Source organism: Methylocella sp. CPCC 101449, assembly GCF_031921685.1.
Lineage (GTDB): Bacteria > Pseudomonadota > Alphaproteobacteria > Rhizobiales > Beijerinckiaceae > Terripilifer.
This window is the reverse complement of the sequence record NZ_JAPDHU010000001.1, coordinates 704,163-719,713: the sequence shown is the minus strand read 5'-3', so window position 1 is coordinate 719,713 and position 15,551 is coordinate 704,163. Positions and strand designations below refer to the sequence as shown.

The following is a 15,551-nucleotide window of genomic DNA, read 5'->3' as shown; positions in this document are numbered from 1 at the left end:
CCTGTTCCGCCCGCCAGATGGCGGGCCGGGTAGCGAGGCTCATGACCGACGGGCGCGACGAACAGACATCGGAAGCGTCCACGGACGAACCGGGGCTCGGGCTTGATCTTGGCCTTAACCTGGGCACGCCGCCGCAGACCGCGGGGTCCACGGGCGCCTATCGCGTTCTGGCCCGCAAATACCGGCCCTCAAGCTTCGACGATCTGATCGGCCAGGAGGCGATGGTCCGCACCCTGACCAATGCCTTCAAGCTCAACCGCATTCACCAAGCCTATCTGCTGACCGGCGTGCGCGGTGTCGGCAAGACGACCACGGCGCGCATTCTGGCGCGGGCCTTCAATTACGAACTGTCGGCCAAGGACGGCCATCCCGCCATCGATCGCCCGTCGATCGACATGCCGGAACTGGGCGTCCACTGCCAGGCGATCATCGAATCGCGCCATGTCGACGTGATCGAAATGGACGCCGCCTCGCACACCGGCGTCGACGACGTGCGCGAGATCATCGAAGGCGCCCGCTATCGCCCGGTGATGGCGCGCTACAAAGTCTACATCATCGACGAAGTGCACATGCTGTCGAAGTCGGCCTTCAACGCGCTGTTGAAGACGCTCGAAGAGCCGCCGGAGCATGTGAAATTCCTGTTCGCCACGACCGAGAGCGAGAAGGTGCCGGTGACGGTGCGCTCGCGCTGCCAGCGCTTCGATCTGCGCCGCGTCGAATCCGACGTGCTGATCGGCCACCTCGGCAAGCTCTGTTCCAGCGAGAAGGTCGACATCGACGAACGGGCGCTGTCGCTCATCGCGCGCGCCGCCGAAGGCTCGGTGCGCGATTCGCTGTCGTTGCTCGATCAGGCCATTGCGCATGCCGCCGACGGCCAGGCCATCAGCGCCGAGAGCATCCGCACCATGCTCGGCACCGGCGACCGCAGCCGCATCCTCGACCTGTTCCAGGCGGTGATGAAGGGCGATATCTCCGTCGCTCTCGAAGGGCTGAAGGAACTCTACGACCAGGGCGCCGACCCGGCTCTGGTGCTGACCGATCTGGCCGAATTCATCCATTTCGTCACGCGGCTGAAGCTCGCGCCCGATTCACGGCTCGATGCCTCGATCAGCCAGGACGAGCGCACGCGCGGCCGCGACTTCGCCGACACGCTCAGCATCGGCGTGCTCACCCGCGCCTGGCAGATCATTTCCAAGGGCATTCTCGACGTGAAGTCGTCGCCACGGCCGTTGGCCGCCGCCGACATGGTGCTGGTGCGTCTCGCCTATGCGACCGATCTGCCGAGCCCGGAAGACGTGCTGCGCCGGTTGACTGACGGTCCGGGCGAAGGCCCGGCGCCGGCGCGCGTTATGGCTGGCAATGCGATGGCTGGCAACGGCAATGGCGGCGGTGCGATGGCGGTGGCCGGTGGCGCGCGCCCTGCGCTCGCCACCTCGGCGCCGGCCCCGCGGGCGCAGGTTCAGGCATCGAGCGCACCGCGCGTGCAACTGGCGCGCTTCGAGGATGTGGTGGCCTTGGCGCAGGTCAATCGCGACATCCAGCTCAAGATCGCTCTGGAGCGCGACGTGCGCCTGGTGCGTTTCGAACAGGGCTCGATCGAATTCGCTCTGGCGCCTGGCGCCTCGGCGCAACTCGCCGTCACCTTGTCGCGCAAGCTGCAGGACTGGACCGGCCAGCGCTGGATGGCGGTGGTCGTCAAGGACGAAGGTGCGCCGAGCATCGTCGAGCAGCGCGAAGCACGGCGACAGGATATTCTGGTTGGCGTGCGCGCCGATCCGCTGGTGCGCAGCGTGCTGGAACGCTTCCCCGGCGCCGAGATTGTCGGAGTGAAGTCGGTGGACGATGCGCCGCCGGCGCCCGAGCCGATGGTATCAGCCGGACCGAGCGACGACGAGATCGGCTATGCCGACGACAGCTACACCGAAGACGATCTTTAAAGGATAGGCCAAGCCATGAAAGACATCATGGGACTGATGAAACAGGCGCAGGAGATGCAGACCCGCATGCAGGACATGCAGGCCGAACTCGAGCGCACCGAAGTCGAAGGCCAGTCGGGCGGCGGCTTGGTGAAGGTCACCCTCACCGCCAAGGGCGCCATGAAAGGCATCTCCGTCGATGCCTCTTTGCTGAAGGCCGACGAGAAGGAAATCGTCGAGGATCTGATCCTTGCCGCCCATGAAGATGCGCGCAAGAAAGCCGAGCGCACCATGGAAGAGAAGATGAAATCGATCACGGCCGGACTACCGCTGCCGCCCGGTATGAAACTGCCGTTCTGACCATGGCCGAACGGGTCGCAGGGCCGGAGATCGAACGGCTGATCCAGTTGCTGGCGCGTCTGCCGGGCCTGGGTCCGCGTTCGGCCCGCCGTGCCGCGCTGCATCTCATCCGCAAACGTGAGGAATTGCTGGGTCCGCTGGCCGATGCCATGCAGGTCGCCCAGCAGCGCGTGCGGACTTGTTCGTCCTGCGGCAATGTCGACACGATCGATCCCTGCACCATTTGCGCCGATCCGCGCCGCGATCCCACCACCATCGTCGTCGTCGAAACCGTCGCCGATCTGTGGGCGCTGGAGCGTTCGGGCGCGGTGCGTTCGCGCTATCACGTTCTGGGCGGCACCCTGTCGCCGCTCGATGGCGTCGGGCCTGATGATCTCAACATCGGCATGCTGGTGGAGCGCGTCGCCAATGGCGGCGTCAGCGAGGTGATCCTGGCGGTCAATGCCACGGTCGATGGCCAGACGACGGCTCATTACATCACCGACGTGCTCTCCCACACCAACGTCAAGCTGACCCGCCTGGCCCATGGCGTGCCCGTCGGCGGCGAACTCGATTATCTCGACGAAGGCACGCTCTCGGCGGCCATTCGTCAGCGCACGAGCTTCTAAAGACGGAGCGCAAAGTAAAATGCCCCGCTGCCCTGTGAGGAAGCGGGGCGGTGCCAGGCTGATACGGTCAGGCCAGCGTGTTCTTGTAGATGCGCCCGTCCTTCATGATCAGTTTCAGGTTCTTTTCCGGATCGGCGAGGAGCTTGATATCCGCCATGGGATCGCCATCGACGAGCAGGACGTCAGCATAAGCGCCGGCTTCGATGACACCGATCTTGCTGGGGTAGGGATTGCGGGGTCCCGACATGGCCAGAAGACTGGCGTTGCCGCCCGTCGCCATCAGCAGGATTTCGTCGTTGGAGTACCAGCGTGACATCGTCGTCAGAATCGCACCCTGATTCTTGGTCATCGACGGTTCGAAGAGAATATCGGTACCCCAGGCGGTCTTGAGCTTATATTTCTTGGCCAGGCCATAGGCTGTGTCCGTGCCCGCGAACATCGTCATCTGCTTGGCGCGATTGGCCGAGCCTTCGGGATAGGGGTTGGAATATTCATTCTGGATGAAGGCCTGGGACGAAAACCAGATGCCCTTGTCGGCCATGATCTTGGCCGTCTCTTCATCCATCAATTGACCGTGGTCGATACAGCGGACACCGCCTCTGATCGCGGTCTGGATGGCGCGCGGTGTATAGGCATGCACCGTGACATAAGTGCCCCAGTTCTCGGCCGCATCGACAGCCGCGCGGAATTCGGCCTCCGTATATTGGCTGACATCGATAGGATCGAAATTCGAGGCCACGCCGCCACCGGCAGCGAGCTTGATCTGGCTGGCGCCAAGCATCAATTGTTCACGCACCCGCTTCAAGACAGCATCGACGCCATCGGCGATCATGCCGCCGCCGACCGCTTCGCCACGGCTGAGCGGCCCGTTGGGCTGCGCCGGGACTTCGTAAGGAAAGCGGAAATCGCCATGGCCGCTCGTCTGCGAAATCATCGCGCCAGACGGCCATATACGAGGGCCAAATGTTAACCCGCTATCGATGGCACGTTTGAGACTGAAGGATGGGCCTGCCAGATCGCGGATGCTGGTGAAGCCCCGCAACAAGGTTTTGCGCGCTTCCTCCGATGCGACCAAGGTGATGTAGCCGACATCGGCGGTCAACAGCTCCATGATCGGAACAGGGGCCATCATCGAATGCCAATGGGCATCGATCAGCCCCGGCATCAACGTGCGGTCGCCGCCATCGATGGCCTGAATGCCTTGAGCCAATGGCGCGTTACCGGGTTCGATCGCTTTGATCTTGTTGCCTTCGATGAGAATGCGCGAACCGGAGATGAGCTTGTTCGACTTGCCGTCGAAGATTCGAACGTTGGTGATGGCGATCGGCGTGGCTGGAGCATCGGGGATCGCCGCGGCGGCGCCTTTCGGCCAGAAAGCGGCAGCGCCAATGGCGGCGGCTCCGCCGAGAAAGGCGCGGCGGGAGAATTTAGCGTCGAGCTGCGCGTTCAGCCGTGCGAAGGCCGGGCTATGGCAGATGCAGCGGCCGAACGGATCAGTCTCTGCCGAATTCACGTCGGAACATTCAAACATCGCGACCCCCAAGATCAACGTTGGAACGGGCGAACATTAGGGAGGTTTATGTTAATATTCTAACGTCGCAGATGACGCATTTTAGTTCACGTGCGAACCCTATGGGAGGCGCCGATGCGTGCGAATCGAATGGTTCTGAGCGTCCTGAGTGCCTTTGCGCTGGCCACGATCACTGTGCCGGTCGGCACGGCTCCCGCCGAAGCGCAAATCCAGAAACAACATCGAGCGCAGCGGCACGCCGGACCACGCAAGCCGGCGGCGCGCCGGCATCATGTGCCGCGCCAACGCTGGGTAGCTCCGCCTGATCAGGCTGCGCCCGGCGGCTACGTGCCGGTGCCGCGCGGTGCGCCGGTCAATGGCGCGCCGTTCGGCTACAGCGGCTGTTATGGCAGTCGCGTGCAGGTTGACGTGCCGGGCCGCGGGCTTGTCTGGCGCCCGCAGGTGGATTGTCCCTATCAGGACTTTCCGTAGTCGCTCAGCGCCTGGCGATCAGCACCGCATCCGAGGGTTTGGCGCTGTAGAGATCGTCTACCAAGGCGCGGCGCATATCAAGCACCGAGCGTTGGTTGATCGAACCCTTGTCGGTCATCTCACCCTTGTCCATCGATGGGGGCGTATCGAGCAGGATCAGCCGTTCGATGCAGGTGGAACTGCCGGTGCTGCGCTTGCGCATCGCATCGAGAATGTCCTGCATCCGGGCCCGCACTGCCGGATGTTTCACTACGTCCGCCGGCGCGGCATCGGCGCAGTCCGGTGCGCACAGGGTCTTCAGTGCCGCGATATCGGGGAAGGCGAGAACGCCGATGTAATCCTCATTGAGCCCGGCGATCACCGCGTCCTGCACATAGGGCGCGAAATTGTCGATCACGGCGCTGCGCATATTGCCGACACTGACCCAGGTGCCGGTCGACAGTTTGAAATCCTCGGCGATGCGGCCGTCGAAGAGAAAGCCCTTCGTCACGTCGCCTTCGCTGACGAATTTCAGCGCGTCGCCGATCTTGTAGAAACCTTCCTCGTCATAGGCCTTGGCGGTCAGTTCGGGCTGGCGCCAATAGCCTGGCGTCATCGAGGGTCCGCGAAAGCGCGCTTCCAGTTTGCCGCCCACGGGGGCGAGCTTGAGTTCGACGCCACGGGCCGGCAGGCCGATCTTGCCGGCGCCCGCCATCGTCAGATCGGCGCCCATGGCGAAGGGTGCGGTTTCCGTCGAACCGAGGCCCGAAAGAATGGCAATGCGCTCGCCGCAGGTTTCGACGGCGATCTCGTCGAGCGTTTCCCATAGATGATGCGCCATGCCGGCGCCGGCATACCAGAGCATGCGCAGGCGGCTGTAGAAATTCTCGCGCAACTGCGCGTCCGCCTTGAAGAACGGCACCAGCGCGTCGAACCCCTTCGGCACGTTGAAATACCACGTCGGCGCGACATCCTTGAGATTGCGCACGGTGGCGGCGATGCCGCCAGGGGTCGGGCGGCCATCGTCGATATAGAGAGTGCCGCCATTGTTGAGGATGACGTTGAAATTATTGTTGCCGCCGGCGGTGTGGTTCCACGGCGACCAGTCGAGCACGATCGGCGGCTCGTCGCGCATGAACGCATAATGCCAGGTCGCCATCTCGATGTTCGAACACAGCATCAGCTGCGTATTGATGACGCCCTTGGGCACGCCGGTCGAACCGGAGGTGAACAGGATTTTGGCGATGGTCTGCGGCTCGACGGCGGCATGGGCGACGTCCACGGACTGGGAAACCGGCGTCGCCAGCAGATCGTCAAACAGCGTGCAGGGCCGGCCCTCGATCTTGCCGGTACGTACGATCAATTCGACATCGGGCGCGACGACAGCGGCGATGGCATCGGAGAAGGCGTTTCCATCGCTGGCGTAGACGAGGCCCGGCGTCAGCAGATTGTAAATATGGCGCAGCTTCTTGTAGTCGCGCGAGATCAGCGAATAGGCCGTCGAGACGGGCGAATAGGGAATGCCGGCATAAAGCGCGGCAAGCCCGAACAGAGCGTGTTCGATCTCATTGCCGGACAGAATGAGCAGCGGCCGCTCCGGTGACACCGGGCGTTGCAGCAGGGCGCTCGCCAGCGCGCGCACCTTGGCCAGCGCCTCGCCATAGGTAACGCTGCGCCAATTCCCCGTGGCGGGATCGCGTTCGGCGAGATAGATGCGGTCGGGCGCGACGCGTGCCCAATGTTCGAGCCGTTCCGTCAGCTTGCGCGGATAGGGGCCCAGCGGATGGATGTTGCGCACGATGAAGCTGCCGTCGGCGCGCTTCTCCATCACCGCATCGACGGCGCCGAGCTGCGGATCGCGCACCGGGGCGGTCTTCTGCAAGGTCGTCTCCATAGTCATTTCCCTGGGGTCATTTCCCCGAGCGCCGGTCGAGCCAGTGCTGGATTTCTCCCACAATGCCGCGCCGGAACAGGAGAATGCAAATGATGAAAATGGCGCCGATAATAGCGGTGATCGGCGGCAGCCGGAACAGGCCGAAGACGGCGAAATCGGCGGGCAGGCTGGACAGATGGTCCTCGATCGCCTGCACGACGCCGGCGCCAACCACCGGGCCGAGCAGGGTGCCGAGGCCCCCAAGCAAGGTCATCAGGATGACGCTGCCCGACGTCGCCCAATGCACGTCGGTGAGTGCCGCGATCTTGAGGGCGATCGCCTTGGTCGAGCCGGCGAGACCGGCGAAGGTCGCCGACAGGACGAAGGCCATCAGTTTGTAGCGATTGACCTCATAGCCCAGCGAAATGGCGCGCGGCTCGTTATCGCGAATGGCGCGCAGCAATTGCCCGAAGGTCGAATTGGTCATGCGGTGCATGGCGATGAAGCCGAACAGGAAGATCGCCGCCGTCGTATAATAGAGCACCATGATGTTATCGAGGTCGAAGAGCCCCAACACCTTGCCGCGCGGAATGGCGCTCAAACCGTCTTCCGCATGGGTGAACGGCAATTGCCACGCCAGGAAGTAGATGAGCTGCGCCAGCGCCAAGGTGATCATGGCGAACTGCAGGCCGGAGCGGCGCACCGACACATAGCCGAAGAGGAAGCCGAGCACGGCGGCGGACGCCGTGCCGCACAGAATGGCCAGTTCGAATGGCAGGCCCCATTCCTTCGCCGCATGACCGGCAACATAGCCGGCAGCACCGAAGAAAGCCGCGTGGCCGAAGGACAGGAGCCCGCACGAGCCGAGCAGCAGGTTGAAGGCGCAGGCGAACAAGGCGAAGCACAACAGCTTCACCAGAAACACCGGATAGAATAGGAACGGCGCCGCCAGCAGGGCGATGAGGCCGAGGCCATACCAGATCAGCGTGTGGTTCGACGTTGTCGGCGTGGTAACGGTATCAGGCAGGTGCGTCATGATCAGCGCTCCCGGCCGAAGAGGCCCGCCGGCCGCACCAGCAGCACGATGAGCATGATAACGAAAATGACCATATTGGAACCTTGTGGATAGACCACTTTGGTCAGTCCTTCGAGCAGGCCGAGCATCAGGCTGGTGACGATTGCGCCCATGATCGAACCCATGCCGCCGACGACGACCACGGCAAAGACGGTGATGATCAGTTCAGCCCCCATCAAGGGGCTGACCGGATAGATGGGTGCGGCGAGCACGCCGGCCGCGCCCGCCAGCGCCACGCCGATGCCAAAGCCGATGGTCATCAGCGCCGGCACGTTGACGCCGAAGGCGCGGGTGAGTGTCGGATTCTCCGTGGCGGCGCGCAAGGTGCGGCCGATCGAGGTCTTTTCGATCGCATACCAGGTCACCAGGCACAGGACGAGCGAGGCCAGCACCACCCAGCCGCGATATTTCGGCAAGAACATGAAGCCGAGATTATAGCCGCCGGTCAAAGCAGAGGGCACCGTATAGGGCCGGCCGGCGGTAGCGAAGAAATGAACGAACATGCCCTGGATGAACATCATGATGCCGAAGGTCAGCAGCAATCCGTACATGTGATCGAGATTGTAGATCCTCTTGAGTAGCGTTTTCTCGATCGCCGCGCCGATCAGGCCGACGATGATGGGCACCAGGAGCAGCGACCAGAAATAGCCGATCCCGGCATAGTTCAGGAGCATCCAGGTGACGAAACCGCCGAGCATGTAGAAGGCGCCCTGGGCGATGTTGACGATGCCGAGGAGGCCGAAAATGATCGCCAGCCCCAAACTCAGCATCGCGTAGAACGAGCCGTTGATCAGCCCGACCAGTAGTTGTCCGAAAAGTGCCTGCATCGACACGGGCGTCTGCTCCTAGATGCCGAGATAGGATTTGATGGAATCCATGCGCGCCTGCACCTGCGCGCGATCGATCACATCGACGATTTGCCCGTGTTCCATCACATAATGACGGTCGGCGAGGCGCGAGGCGAAGCGGAAATTCTGCTCCACCAGAATGAGCGTCATGCCCTGCCGTTTCATCAGCTCGATGGTGGCGCCGATCTGCTGCACGATGACAGGCGCGAGACCCTCGGTCGGCTCGTCGAGCAGCAGGAATTTCGCGCCCGTGCGCAACACGCGGGCGATGGCCAGCATCTGCTGTTCGCCGCCCGACAAGCGCGTGCCGGGGCTGCGCCGCCGCTCGTAAAGATTGGGGAACAGTTTGTAGATGTCGTCGAGGCTCATGCCACCGGCCGCGACACGCGGCGGCAACATGAGGTTTTCGGTGACATCGAGCGTCGCATAGATGCCGCGCTCTTCCGGCACGTAGCCGATGCCGAGCCGGGCGATGCGCTCGGGCGGCAGAGCGATGGTCTCCTGTCCGCGCACGACGATCGAGCCGCCGCGCTTGGTGAGAATGCCCATGATGGCGCGCAGCAAAGTGGTCTTGCCGGCGCCGTTGCGGCCGATGATGGTGACGACTTCGCCCTCGTTCACATGCATGGAAACGCCATGCAGAATGTGCGAATCGCCATAGTGGCCGGTGACGTTGTCGACCGTCAGAACGCGTTGATCACTCATGCTCGCTGCCCACATAGGCTTCAATGACGGCGGGATCCTTCGACACGACGTCATAGGCGCCTTCGGCCAGCCGTTCGCCGCGCGCCAGCACCGTGATGCGGTCGGAGAGATCGGCGACGATGGAAAGATTGTGCTCGACCATCAGCACGGTGCGCTCGCGCGCCACGTTCTTGATCAAAGCGGCGATGCGATCGACATCCTCGTGGCCCATGCCGGCCGTCGGTTCGTCGAGCATCAACAGTTCCGGCTCGAGCGCCAAGGTGGTGGCGATTTCCAGGGCGCGGCGCCGGCCATAGGGCAGTTCGGACGCGCGCACATGGGCATAGCTTTCGATGCCGACGTCATGCAGCAGCGCCAGCGCCCGCTCGTCGAGATCATGCAGCACGTCGGCCGATTTCCAGAAGGCGAAACCGTCGGAGCGGAAGCGCTGCAAGGCGACGCGCACGTTTTCCAGCGCCGTCAGGCTGGCGAAGACCGCCGAGATCTGGAACGAGCGCACCATGCCCAGCCGCGCCACTTCGCTCGGGCTGCGCTTGGTGATGTCGATGCCCTTGAAGGAAATGCGTCCGCTGGTCGGCGGCAGCGTCTTGGTCACGAGATTGAAAATCGTCGTCTTACCGGCGCCATTCGGGCCGATCAGCGCATGGATGGAGCCACGGCGGACGTCGAGAGAGAAATCACGCACGGCATAGAAGCCAAAGAACGATTTCGAGACGCTCTCCAGCCGCAAAATCGGTTCGTCACTGGGTGCTGACATGGATTCGATCTGATGAACGGGCAGCGGCCCGCGACGCGTCAAAGCATCGCGGGCCGCGCTCCAGCCTTAGTTCTTGGCGAGGGCCGGGCAGGCGTTGTCGGAGAGCGGGCGGAACACGTCCTCGCCCTTCATCTCCTTGATCACCTTCAGCATGTCCCACTCGCTCTTCGACTCCTGCGGTGTCTTCACCTGCACGAGATAGACGTCGTGGACCATGCGGCCGTCGGCACGCAGCACGCCATTGTTGGTGAAGGCGTCCTTCACCGGCGTCGCCCGCATCTTGGCGATGACCGTCTTCGGATCGGTCGAATTGGTCGCCTGAACCGCTTTCAGATAGTTGAGAACCGCCGAATAGGTGCCGACCTGGAAGGGGCCGGGCGCGGTCTTGCGGCGCTCGATGAATTTCTTCATGAACGCCTGTGCCTCAGGGTTTATTTCCGGATACCACGTGGTGGCGAACATGCTGCCCTGCGCCACTTCCAGGCTGGCGCTCTTCAGCGCCGGCAGCGCATCGAGGCCCAGTGCCGCAACCTTCATGCCACCGGCGAGGAGGCCGAATTCGCGCACCGCTTTCATCGAATTGATGCCGTCGTCGCCACCATTGTTGAGCGCCACCACGTCGGCTTTCGAAGCCTGTGCTTGCAGCACGAAGGAGGAGAAGTCGGTGGTGCCGAGCGGCGCGCGCACCGAGCCCACGACCGTGGCGCCAGCCGGCTTGATGGCGGCGGTGACGCCTTGTTCCAGCGCGATGCCGAAGGCGTAATCGGCGGTGATGAAGAACCATTTGTTGCCGAGCTGCGGCACCGCTTGGCCGATCGTCCGGCCAATTTGATAGGTGTCATAGACCCAATGCACCGAATTGTCGGGCGCGCAGGCCTTGCCGGTGAAGTCGGCCGAGCCGGCGCTCGTCAGCATCACCATTTTGTTCTTCGCCTTGGCGGCGTCGAGCACGGCGAAGCCGACGGCGGAGTTCACCAGATCGGTGACCATGTCGACCTTGTCGACATCGAACCAGCGATTGGCGATCGACACGCCGACATCAGGCTTGTTCTGATGGTCGCCGGCAAGAATGGAAATGGTGGCGCCATTGATCTTGCCGCCGAACTCTTCGGCGGCCATCCGTGCCGCTTCGACCGAGCCATGACCGGAGTTTTGTTCGTAACCGCCGGACAGATCGGTCAAGACGCCGATCTTAACCGTGCCGTTGGCGATCTGCGCCTGCGCGCAAACGGTCGCCAGCATCAATGCCGCTATGGAAACGGCCCCTCCCAAAATGCGCATGAAAACCTCCCTTCGCATCACCCTCTGCGAATGGCGCAAGATAGGAAGCTCATGCCCTCAATGTCAATAACCCTGATATTGTCTAGTAACAGCCGGCAACCCGGGCGCGCATGGCCAGGAGCGGCGTGACGACATCAAGCGCCGGCGTGGCAATACCGGCCTGGCGGGCGAGGTCCTGGAGGACGAGATAGGTGCTCTCGATCTCCATCCGTCTGCCACGCTCTAGATCCTGTAGCATGGAGGGCTTGTGTGGTGAAGCGACCGGATTGGCCCGCGCCTGTTCAGCGTTGAATTTCGTATCGGTGATGCCATGGGCGCGGGCGATCCGGTCGGCTTCCGATTGAACGGCGAGCATGACGGCCTGAGTTTCCGGGTTGCCATGGATCTGGCCGATCGTCGCGCCGGTCAGCGCGCAGAGCCCAAAGACGCCGCTGACGCTGATGAACTTTTCCCACATCGGCACGCGCACGTCGTCGGCGATCTCCACCGTCAGATCGGTGATATTCATCGCCTCGACCAGTGCCCGCGAACGCGCGGCATTCTGCGGCAGCGCCGGACCGATGGCGACACGGCCGCCGGCACGGCTGGCGCGGATCACGCCCGGCTCGCGGATTTCGCCGCCCGACCAGACGACGACGCCCAAGGCGCGCTCGGCGCCGATTTTCTTGTGCAGCACGCCGTTCGGATCGAGGCGGCTGACGTCGATCTGGGCGCCTTTGGGATGGAAGCCGTCGCCATAAAACCAGAACACGCCATTGACCGAAAAGCCGACCATGGTCTGCGGCCCAAGCAGCGGCGCAATATGTTCAGCGACATCATCGAGTGCTGGCGTCTTGGTGGTGATGATGACGAGATCCTGAGGACCGAAATCCGCTGGCTTGTCGGAAACGGGCAGTTGATAGGTGGCGGTCGCCGACGGATTGACGAGCGTGAGGCCCTTGTCGCGCAGCGCTTCGAGCTGCGGGCCACGCGCGATGGCGCAGACCTCGTGGCCAGCCTTGAGCAGCGAACCCGCCAGCAACCCGCCGATGACGCCGGCACCGTAAATGCAAACTTTCATATCGATGTCCTACTGAGGTTTCCCGTGTCCCTGTTGGTTTTCTTCTAACCACGTGACGATGCCGTGGCTACTTAAGTCGTTTGCAATTTCAGCAAACGCTTGGCGTTGCCCGACATCACTTTCGCGAGATCGTCCTTGGCAAGGCCGAGACCTTCGACGGCCTTGATCGTCTCGTTGATCGGCCCCAGCGGCGCATCGGTCGAAAACACCACATGATCCGCGCCGAAGAATTTGAGCCCGCTGTGCAGGCCGGTCTGCGCGCCAAACATCGCCGTGTCGCCGTAGAAATTATGAAAATATTCCAAGTGCGGCCGCTTCAGCGAGGACAGAACTTTCGAATAATCCTCATCCGCCGTGCGACTGCCCAGCACCTCAAGCCCCGGGCCGATGCGGCCATCGTAAGTGGGGATCATGCCGCCACAGTGGTGCGTGATGATGTTGAGATCGGGATAGCGATCGTAGATGCCACAGAAGACGAGACGGGCCATCGCCACCGAGGTTTCGTAAGGCCAGCCGAAGCACCACCACATTTCGTAACGCGATTTCTTTTCTCCAGCATAATCGGTCATGTCGGATGTGCGCGCCGGATGCAGCCAGATCGGCAGGCCGTGCCGCGCCATCGCCGCGAACACCGGATCATATTCGGGCTTGTCGAGCGGCTGGCCCGCGACATTGGTGAAGATCTGAATGCCCTTGGCGCCGAGCTGCGTCACCGCGCGGTCGATCTCCTGCAAGGCGCTGTCGATATCGAGCATGGAAATCGCCGCCACGAAAGCCGGAAATCGATCTTTGTGTTTCGCCACCAGTTCGGCCATCGCGTCATTGCCGACGCGCGCCAAATGTCGCGCAACATCGGGCGTGGCGATGTCTTCCAGCGGCGGATTGGGCAGCGAGATCACCTGTTGATAGTCGGCGCCCGCCTTGTCCATCGCCTTGAAGCGCACATCGAGATCGAACAGGGGCGGAATGCCGCGCAGGCGCTGGCCGATGTTGCCCAGCTTCGGCGAGGCTTTGCTCAGTTCGGCAAAGAATTGGTCGGGAAAGATATGGGTATAGATATCGATGGCCTGCATAAGCGTCCTCCCGACAATCGGATTTTTCCGATGGATTGCGGCGGGACGCTAGCATGCGATGCGCGCGCTTGCCACGCGGCTCGCATGATGGGTTGGATTATTCGGCGGCTGTTGCCGCAAACGTCCTGGGCGGCGCGCAGTGAAGCGCGAAATCGCGCAGCACCGGGATCAAGGCGGCGCGGTCGCGCGGTGAGGTGAAATTGTGATCGAAGGCCTCGATCTGCGTGAAGCGCAGATTGGGGCCGGCGACATGGCTGGCGTTGCGGCCCAGATGCAACGTCATCTCATCGATGCCGCCATCACCTATCGTATAGCCGATCAGGATATTCAAGTTGCGTTGGCGAAAATCGGCGAAGCCACGCAGGATCTGCGCATGTTCGCTGTCTTCGCCGACCGAGCCGACGACGCGTTGCAAACGAAAGCGCAACGTGCGCGACACGCGTTGCCCGATGGTGCGCAGAATGCCGCTCGCATCCACATCGCCGCGCAGGAGCCGCGACCACAGCGCCGGCTGCCAGAGCTGCGACAGATAATGTTCCGTCGAGGAATAGATGGTCAGGCGCTGGCTGTCGTCCCAGAAGAATTTTTGCAGGTTGATCATCGCCAGGGCGGACAGGCGCGGTTCGATGAGCGCGGTCTGAAAAGCGAGATAGGCGCCGCTGCACGTGCCGGCGACCATCGGATGGTGATAACCCTGGTCTTCGAGCCAGTCGACGGCGGCGACCACGTCGGCGCTCGATGTCGGCACGTAGACGACGCGGTTCGGGCGCCCCGGCAGATCCGGCGTTTCGCCGATGCCGCTGGTGTCGATGCGCAGGCTGGAAATGCCGCTGGCCGCCAGTTGTCGTGCCACCTCCACGCTCTGACGGGCCCAGCCATAATGCGGATTGGCGCCGGTATTGAGGAGAATGACGGCCGGCACGTCGGGCTGCGGCCGGCGCGCCTGGCAGAACAGGCCAAAAACCTGGTTCTCCGGCCCGAAAGCTGCCGCCGTCTCGATGAAATCCTCGGTTTCCAGTCGGGCAGGCGTGATGATGGCCGCCGGCCTGGGCAGCGGCGCGGCGACGCCGAGCCAGCCTGCGACCTGCGTCAGATCGGTGCGTGGCGGCTCCGCCACCGTCGGATCGGCGATCAGGGCGGCGAAGCCCTCGAAAGCGTTCAAGGTGACGCGCGCGCCATTGGCTCGCCAAGTGTCGCCGAGGTTCGCCATCGCCGGCTGGCCTTCCGGCGCCAGGATCAGGACATCGCCGGCCGGGGCCGGCAGGGCGGCCAGATTCAGGGCCTTGAGCGAGGACAACGAGCTCTCGCTGAAGCGAAAGCCATCGAACTCCTGGTCCGCGCCGTCGCCGGCCGCGAGTGCTTCTGTGCCCTTGGTCAATTGCACCAGGGATTTCAGCTCGCGCAGATAGCGCTTGCCCGAGACCACCGGCGCCATCAGCACCACCCGTTCCGCCTGAACGGTGGGGCCGACCAAAGCGGCGATGGAAGCGCCCAATCGCAGGCCGATCAGCACGACCTTGCTGAGGCCGGTCTGCTGGCGGATCCAGGCCACCGCCTGCTCCGCCGCCGCACAACGGCTGGCGATCAGGTCGACATCGGCCTCGTCGCCCAGCGCATTGGCCGTGCCGGGACAATCGAACCTTAAGGTGGGAAAGCCGCGCCGGGCACAGTCTTCGGCCAGCAGCCGCAGGCTTTTATGGGCCGCCAGTCCCTCGACCCCAAAGGGCGCCAAGAGGACAATGGCCGTATCGCCACTGGCGTCGTGGAACATGCCGAAGCAGGTATCGAAGGCGACGGCATGCACGGGACCAAACAACTCCACTCGGATACGCTGAGCCTCAGAACGGATGCATCTAACCGCAATTGGCGGTAAATACGCGTTTGGGCCTCGGCGGAGACTTAACGGGCAGTTAAGGCTGCCGACGTCAGAACAACATCAAAACCTTAAGAGGTAACTTGCTAACGATAAGACGTGGACGTCCGATCGCCCGCAAGTCGACTTAAGGGATTCTAC

At 63.0% G+C, this 15,551-nt stretch carries 14 protein-coding genes; 4 read left to right on the top strand and 10 right to left on the bottom strand.

Annotated elements, in window-relative coordinates; translation table 11 throughout:
• The first annotated feature begins 41 nt into the window (after nucleotides 1-41).
• Genes OIM99_RS03230 through recR form a run of 3 tightly spaced genes read left to right on the top strand, consistent with a single transcriptional unit; the run spans nucleotide 42 to nucleotide 2,884 of the window.
• On the top strand, nucleotides 42-1,937 hold the full coding sequence (locus tag OIM99_RS03230) for a DNA polymerase III subunit gamma/tau (protein WP_311848873.1): 1,896 nt from the start codon (nucleotides 42-44) through the stop codon (nucleotides 1,935-1,937).
• A gap of 15 nt (nucleotides 1,938-1,952) precedes the next feature.
• Entirely contained in the window at nucleotides 1,953-2,276 is a 324-nt protein-coding gene (locus OIM99_RS03225) for a YbaB/EbfC family nucleoid-associated protein (protein ID WP_311848872.1), read from the top strand.
• A 2-nt stretch (nucleotides 2,277-2,278) separates the two neighbouring features.
• On the top strand, nucleotides 2,279-2,884 hold the full coding sequence (gene recR, locus OIM99_RS03220; protein WP_311848871.1) for a recombination mediator RecR: 606 nt from the start codon (nucleotides 2,279-2,281) through the stop codon (nucleotides 2,882-2,884).
• A 67-nt stretch (nucleotides 2,885-2,951) separates the two neighbouring features.
• On the opposite strand, the gene OIM99_RS03215 is transcribed toward recR, so the two are convergent.
• Entirely contained in the window at nucleotides 2,952-4,415 is a 1,464-nt protein-coding gene (locus OIM99_RS03215; RefSeq protein WP_311848870.1) for an amidohydrolase family protein, read from the bottom strand.
• Nucleotides 4,416-4,529: 114 nt separating this feature from the next.
• On the opposite strand from OIM99_RS03215, the gene OIM99_RS03210 reads away from it, so the two are divergent.
• Nucleotides 4,530-4,886 (top strand): hypothetical protein, encoded by a 357-nt coding sequence (locus OIM99_RS03210; RefSeq protein WP_311848868.1) that lies wholly within the window; start codon nucleotides 4,530-4,532, stop codon nucleotides 4,884-4,886.
• 4 nt (nucleotides 4,887-4,890) lie between these two features.
• Here the strand turns inward: OIM99_RS03210 and OIM99_RS03205 are convergent, their stop codons facing one another.
• The 9 genes from OIM99_RS03205 to OIM99_RS03165 all read right to left on the bottom strand — a co-directional run bounded on the left by OIM99_RS03205 (nucleotide 4,891) and on the right by OIM99_RS03165 (nucleotide 15,341).
• On the bottom strand, nucleotides 4,891-6,747 hold the full coding sequence (locus OIM99_RS03205; RefSeq protein ID WP_311848866.1) for a feruloyl-CoA synthase: 1,857 nt from the start codon (nucleotides 6,745-6,747) through the stop codon (nucleotides 4,891-4,893).
• Nucleotides 6,748-6,775: 28 nt separating this feature from the next.
• A complete protein-coding gene (locus OIM99_RS03200; protein WP_311848865.1) occupies nucleotides 6,776-7,774 on the bottom strand; it encodes a branched-chain amino acid ABC transporter permease in 999 nt (332 codons plus the stop codon).
• 2 nt (nucleotides 7,775-7,776) lie between these two features.
• Nucleotides 7,777-8,640, bottom strand: a complete 864-nt coding sequence (locus tag OIM99_RS03195) for a branched-chain amino acid ABC transporter permease (RefSeq protein WP_311850338.1) — start codon at nucleotides 8,638-8,640, stop codon at nucleotides 7,777-7,779.
• A gap of 18 nt (nucleotides 8,641-8,658) precedes the next feature.
• A complete protein-coding gene (locus OIM99_RS03190) occupies nucleotides 8,659-9,366 on the bottom strand; it encodes an ABC transporter ATP-binding protein (RefSeq protein WP_311848864.1) in 708 nt (235 codons plus the stop codon).
• Nucleotides 9,359-10,123, bottom strand: coding sequence for an ABC transporter ATP-binding protein (locus OIM99_RS03185; protein ID WP_311848863.1), 765 nt, complete (start codon nucleotides 10,121-10,123; stop codon nucleotides 9,359-9,361). The genes OIM99_RS03190 and OIM99_RS03185 overlap by 8 nt, the downstream gene beginning before the upstream one ends.
• A 66-nt stretch (nucleotides 10,124-10,189) precedes the next feature.
• Complete coding sequence (locus OIM99_RS03180) at nucleotides 10,190-11,404, bottom strand: ABC transporter substrate-binding protein (protein WP_311848862.1); 1,215 nt, start codon at nucleotides 11,402-11,404, stop codon at nucleotides 10,190-10,192.
• An 82-nt stretch (nucleotides 11,405-11,486) separates the two neighbouring features.
• Nucleotides 11,487-12,464: a 2-dehydropantoate 2-reductase gene (locus OIM99_RS03175; protein WP_311848861.1), complete on the bottom strand. Its 978-nt coding sequence runs from the start codon at nucleotides 12,462-12,464 to the stop codon at nucleotides 11,487-11,489.
• A 71-nt stretch (nucleotides 12,465-12,535) separates the two neighbouring features.
• A complete protein-coding gene (locus OIM99_RS03170) occupies nucleotides 12,536-13,537 on the bottom strand; it encodes an amidohydrolase family protein (protein WP_311848859.1) in 1,002 nt (333 codons plus the stop codon).
• A gap of 97 nt (nucleotides 13,538-13,634) precedes the next feature.
• Nucleotides 13,635-15,341 (bottom strand): hypothetical protein, encoded by a 1,707-nt coding sequence (locus tag OIM99_RS03165; protein ID WP_311848858.1) that lies wholly within the window; start codon nucleotides 15,339-15,341, stop codon nucleotides 13,635-13,637.
• Nucleotides 15,342-15,551: the final 210 nt, after the last annotated feature.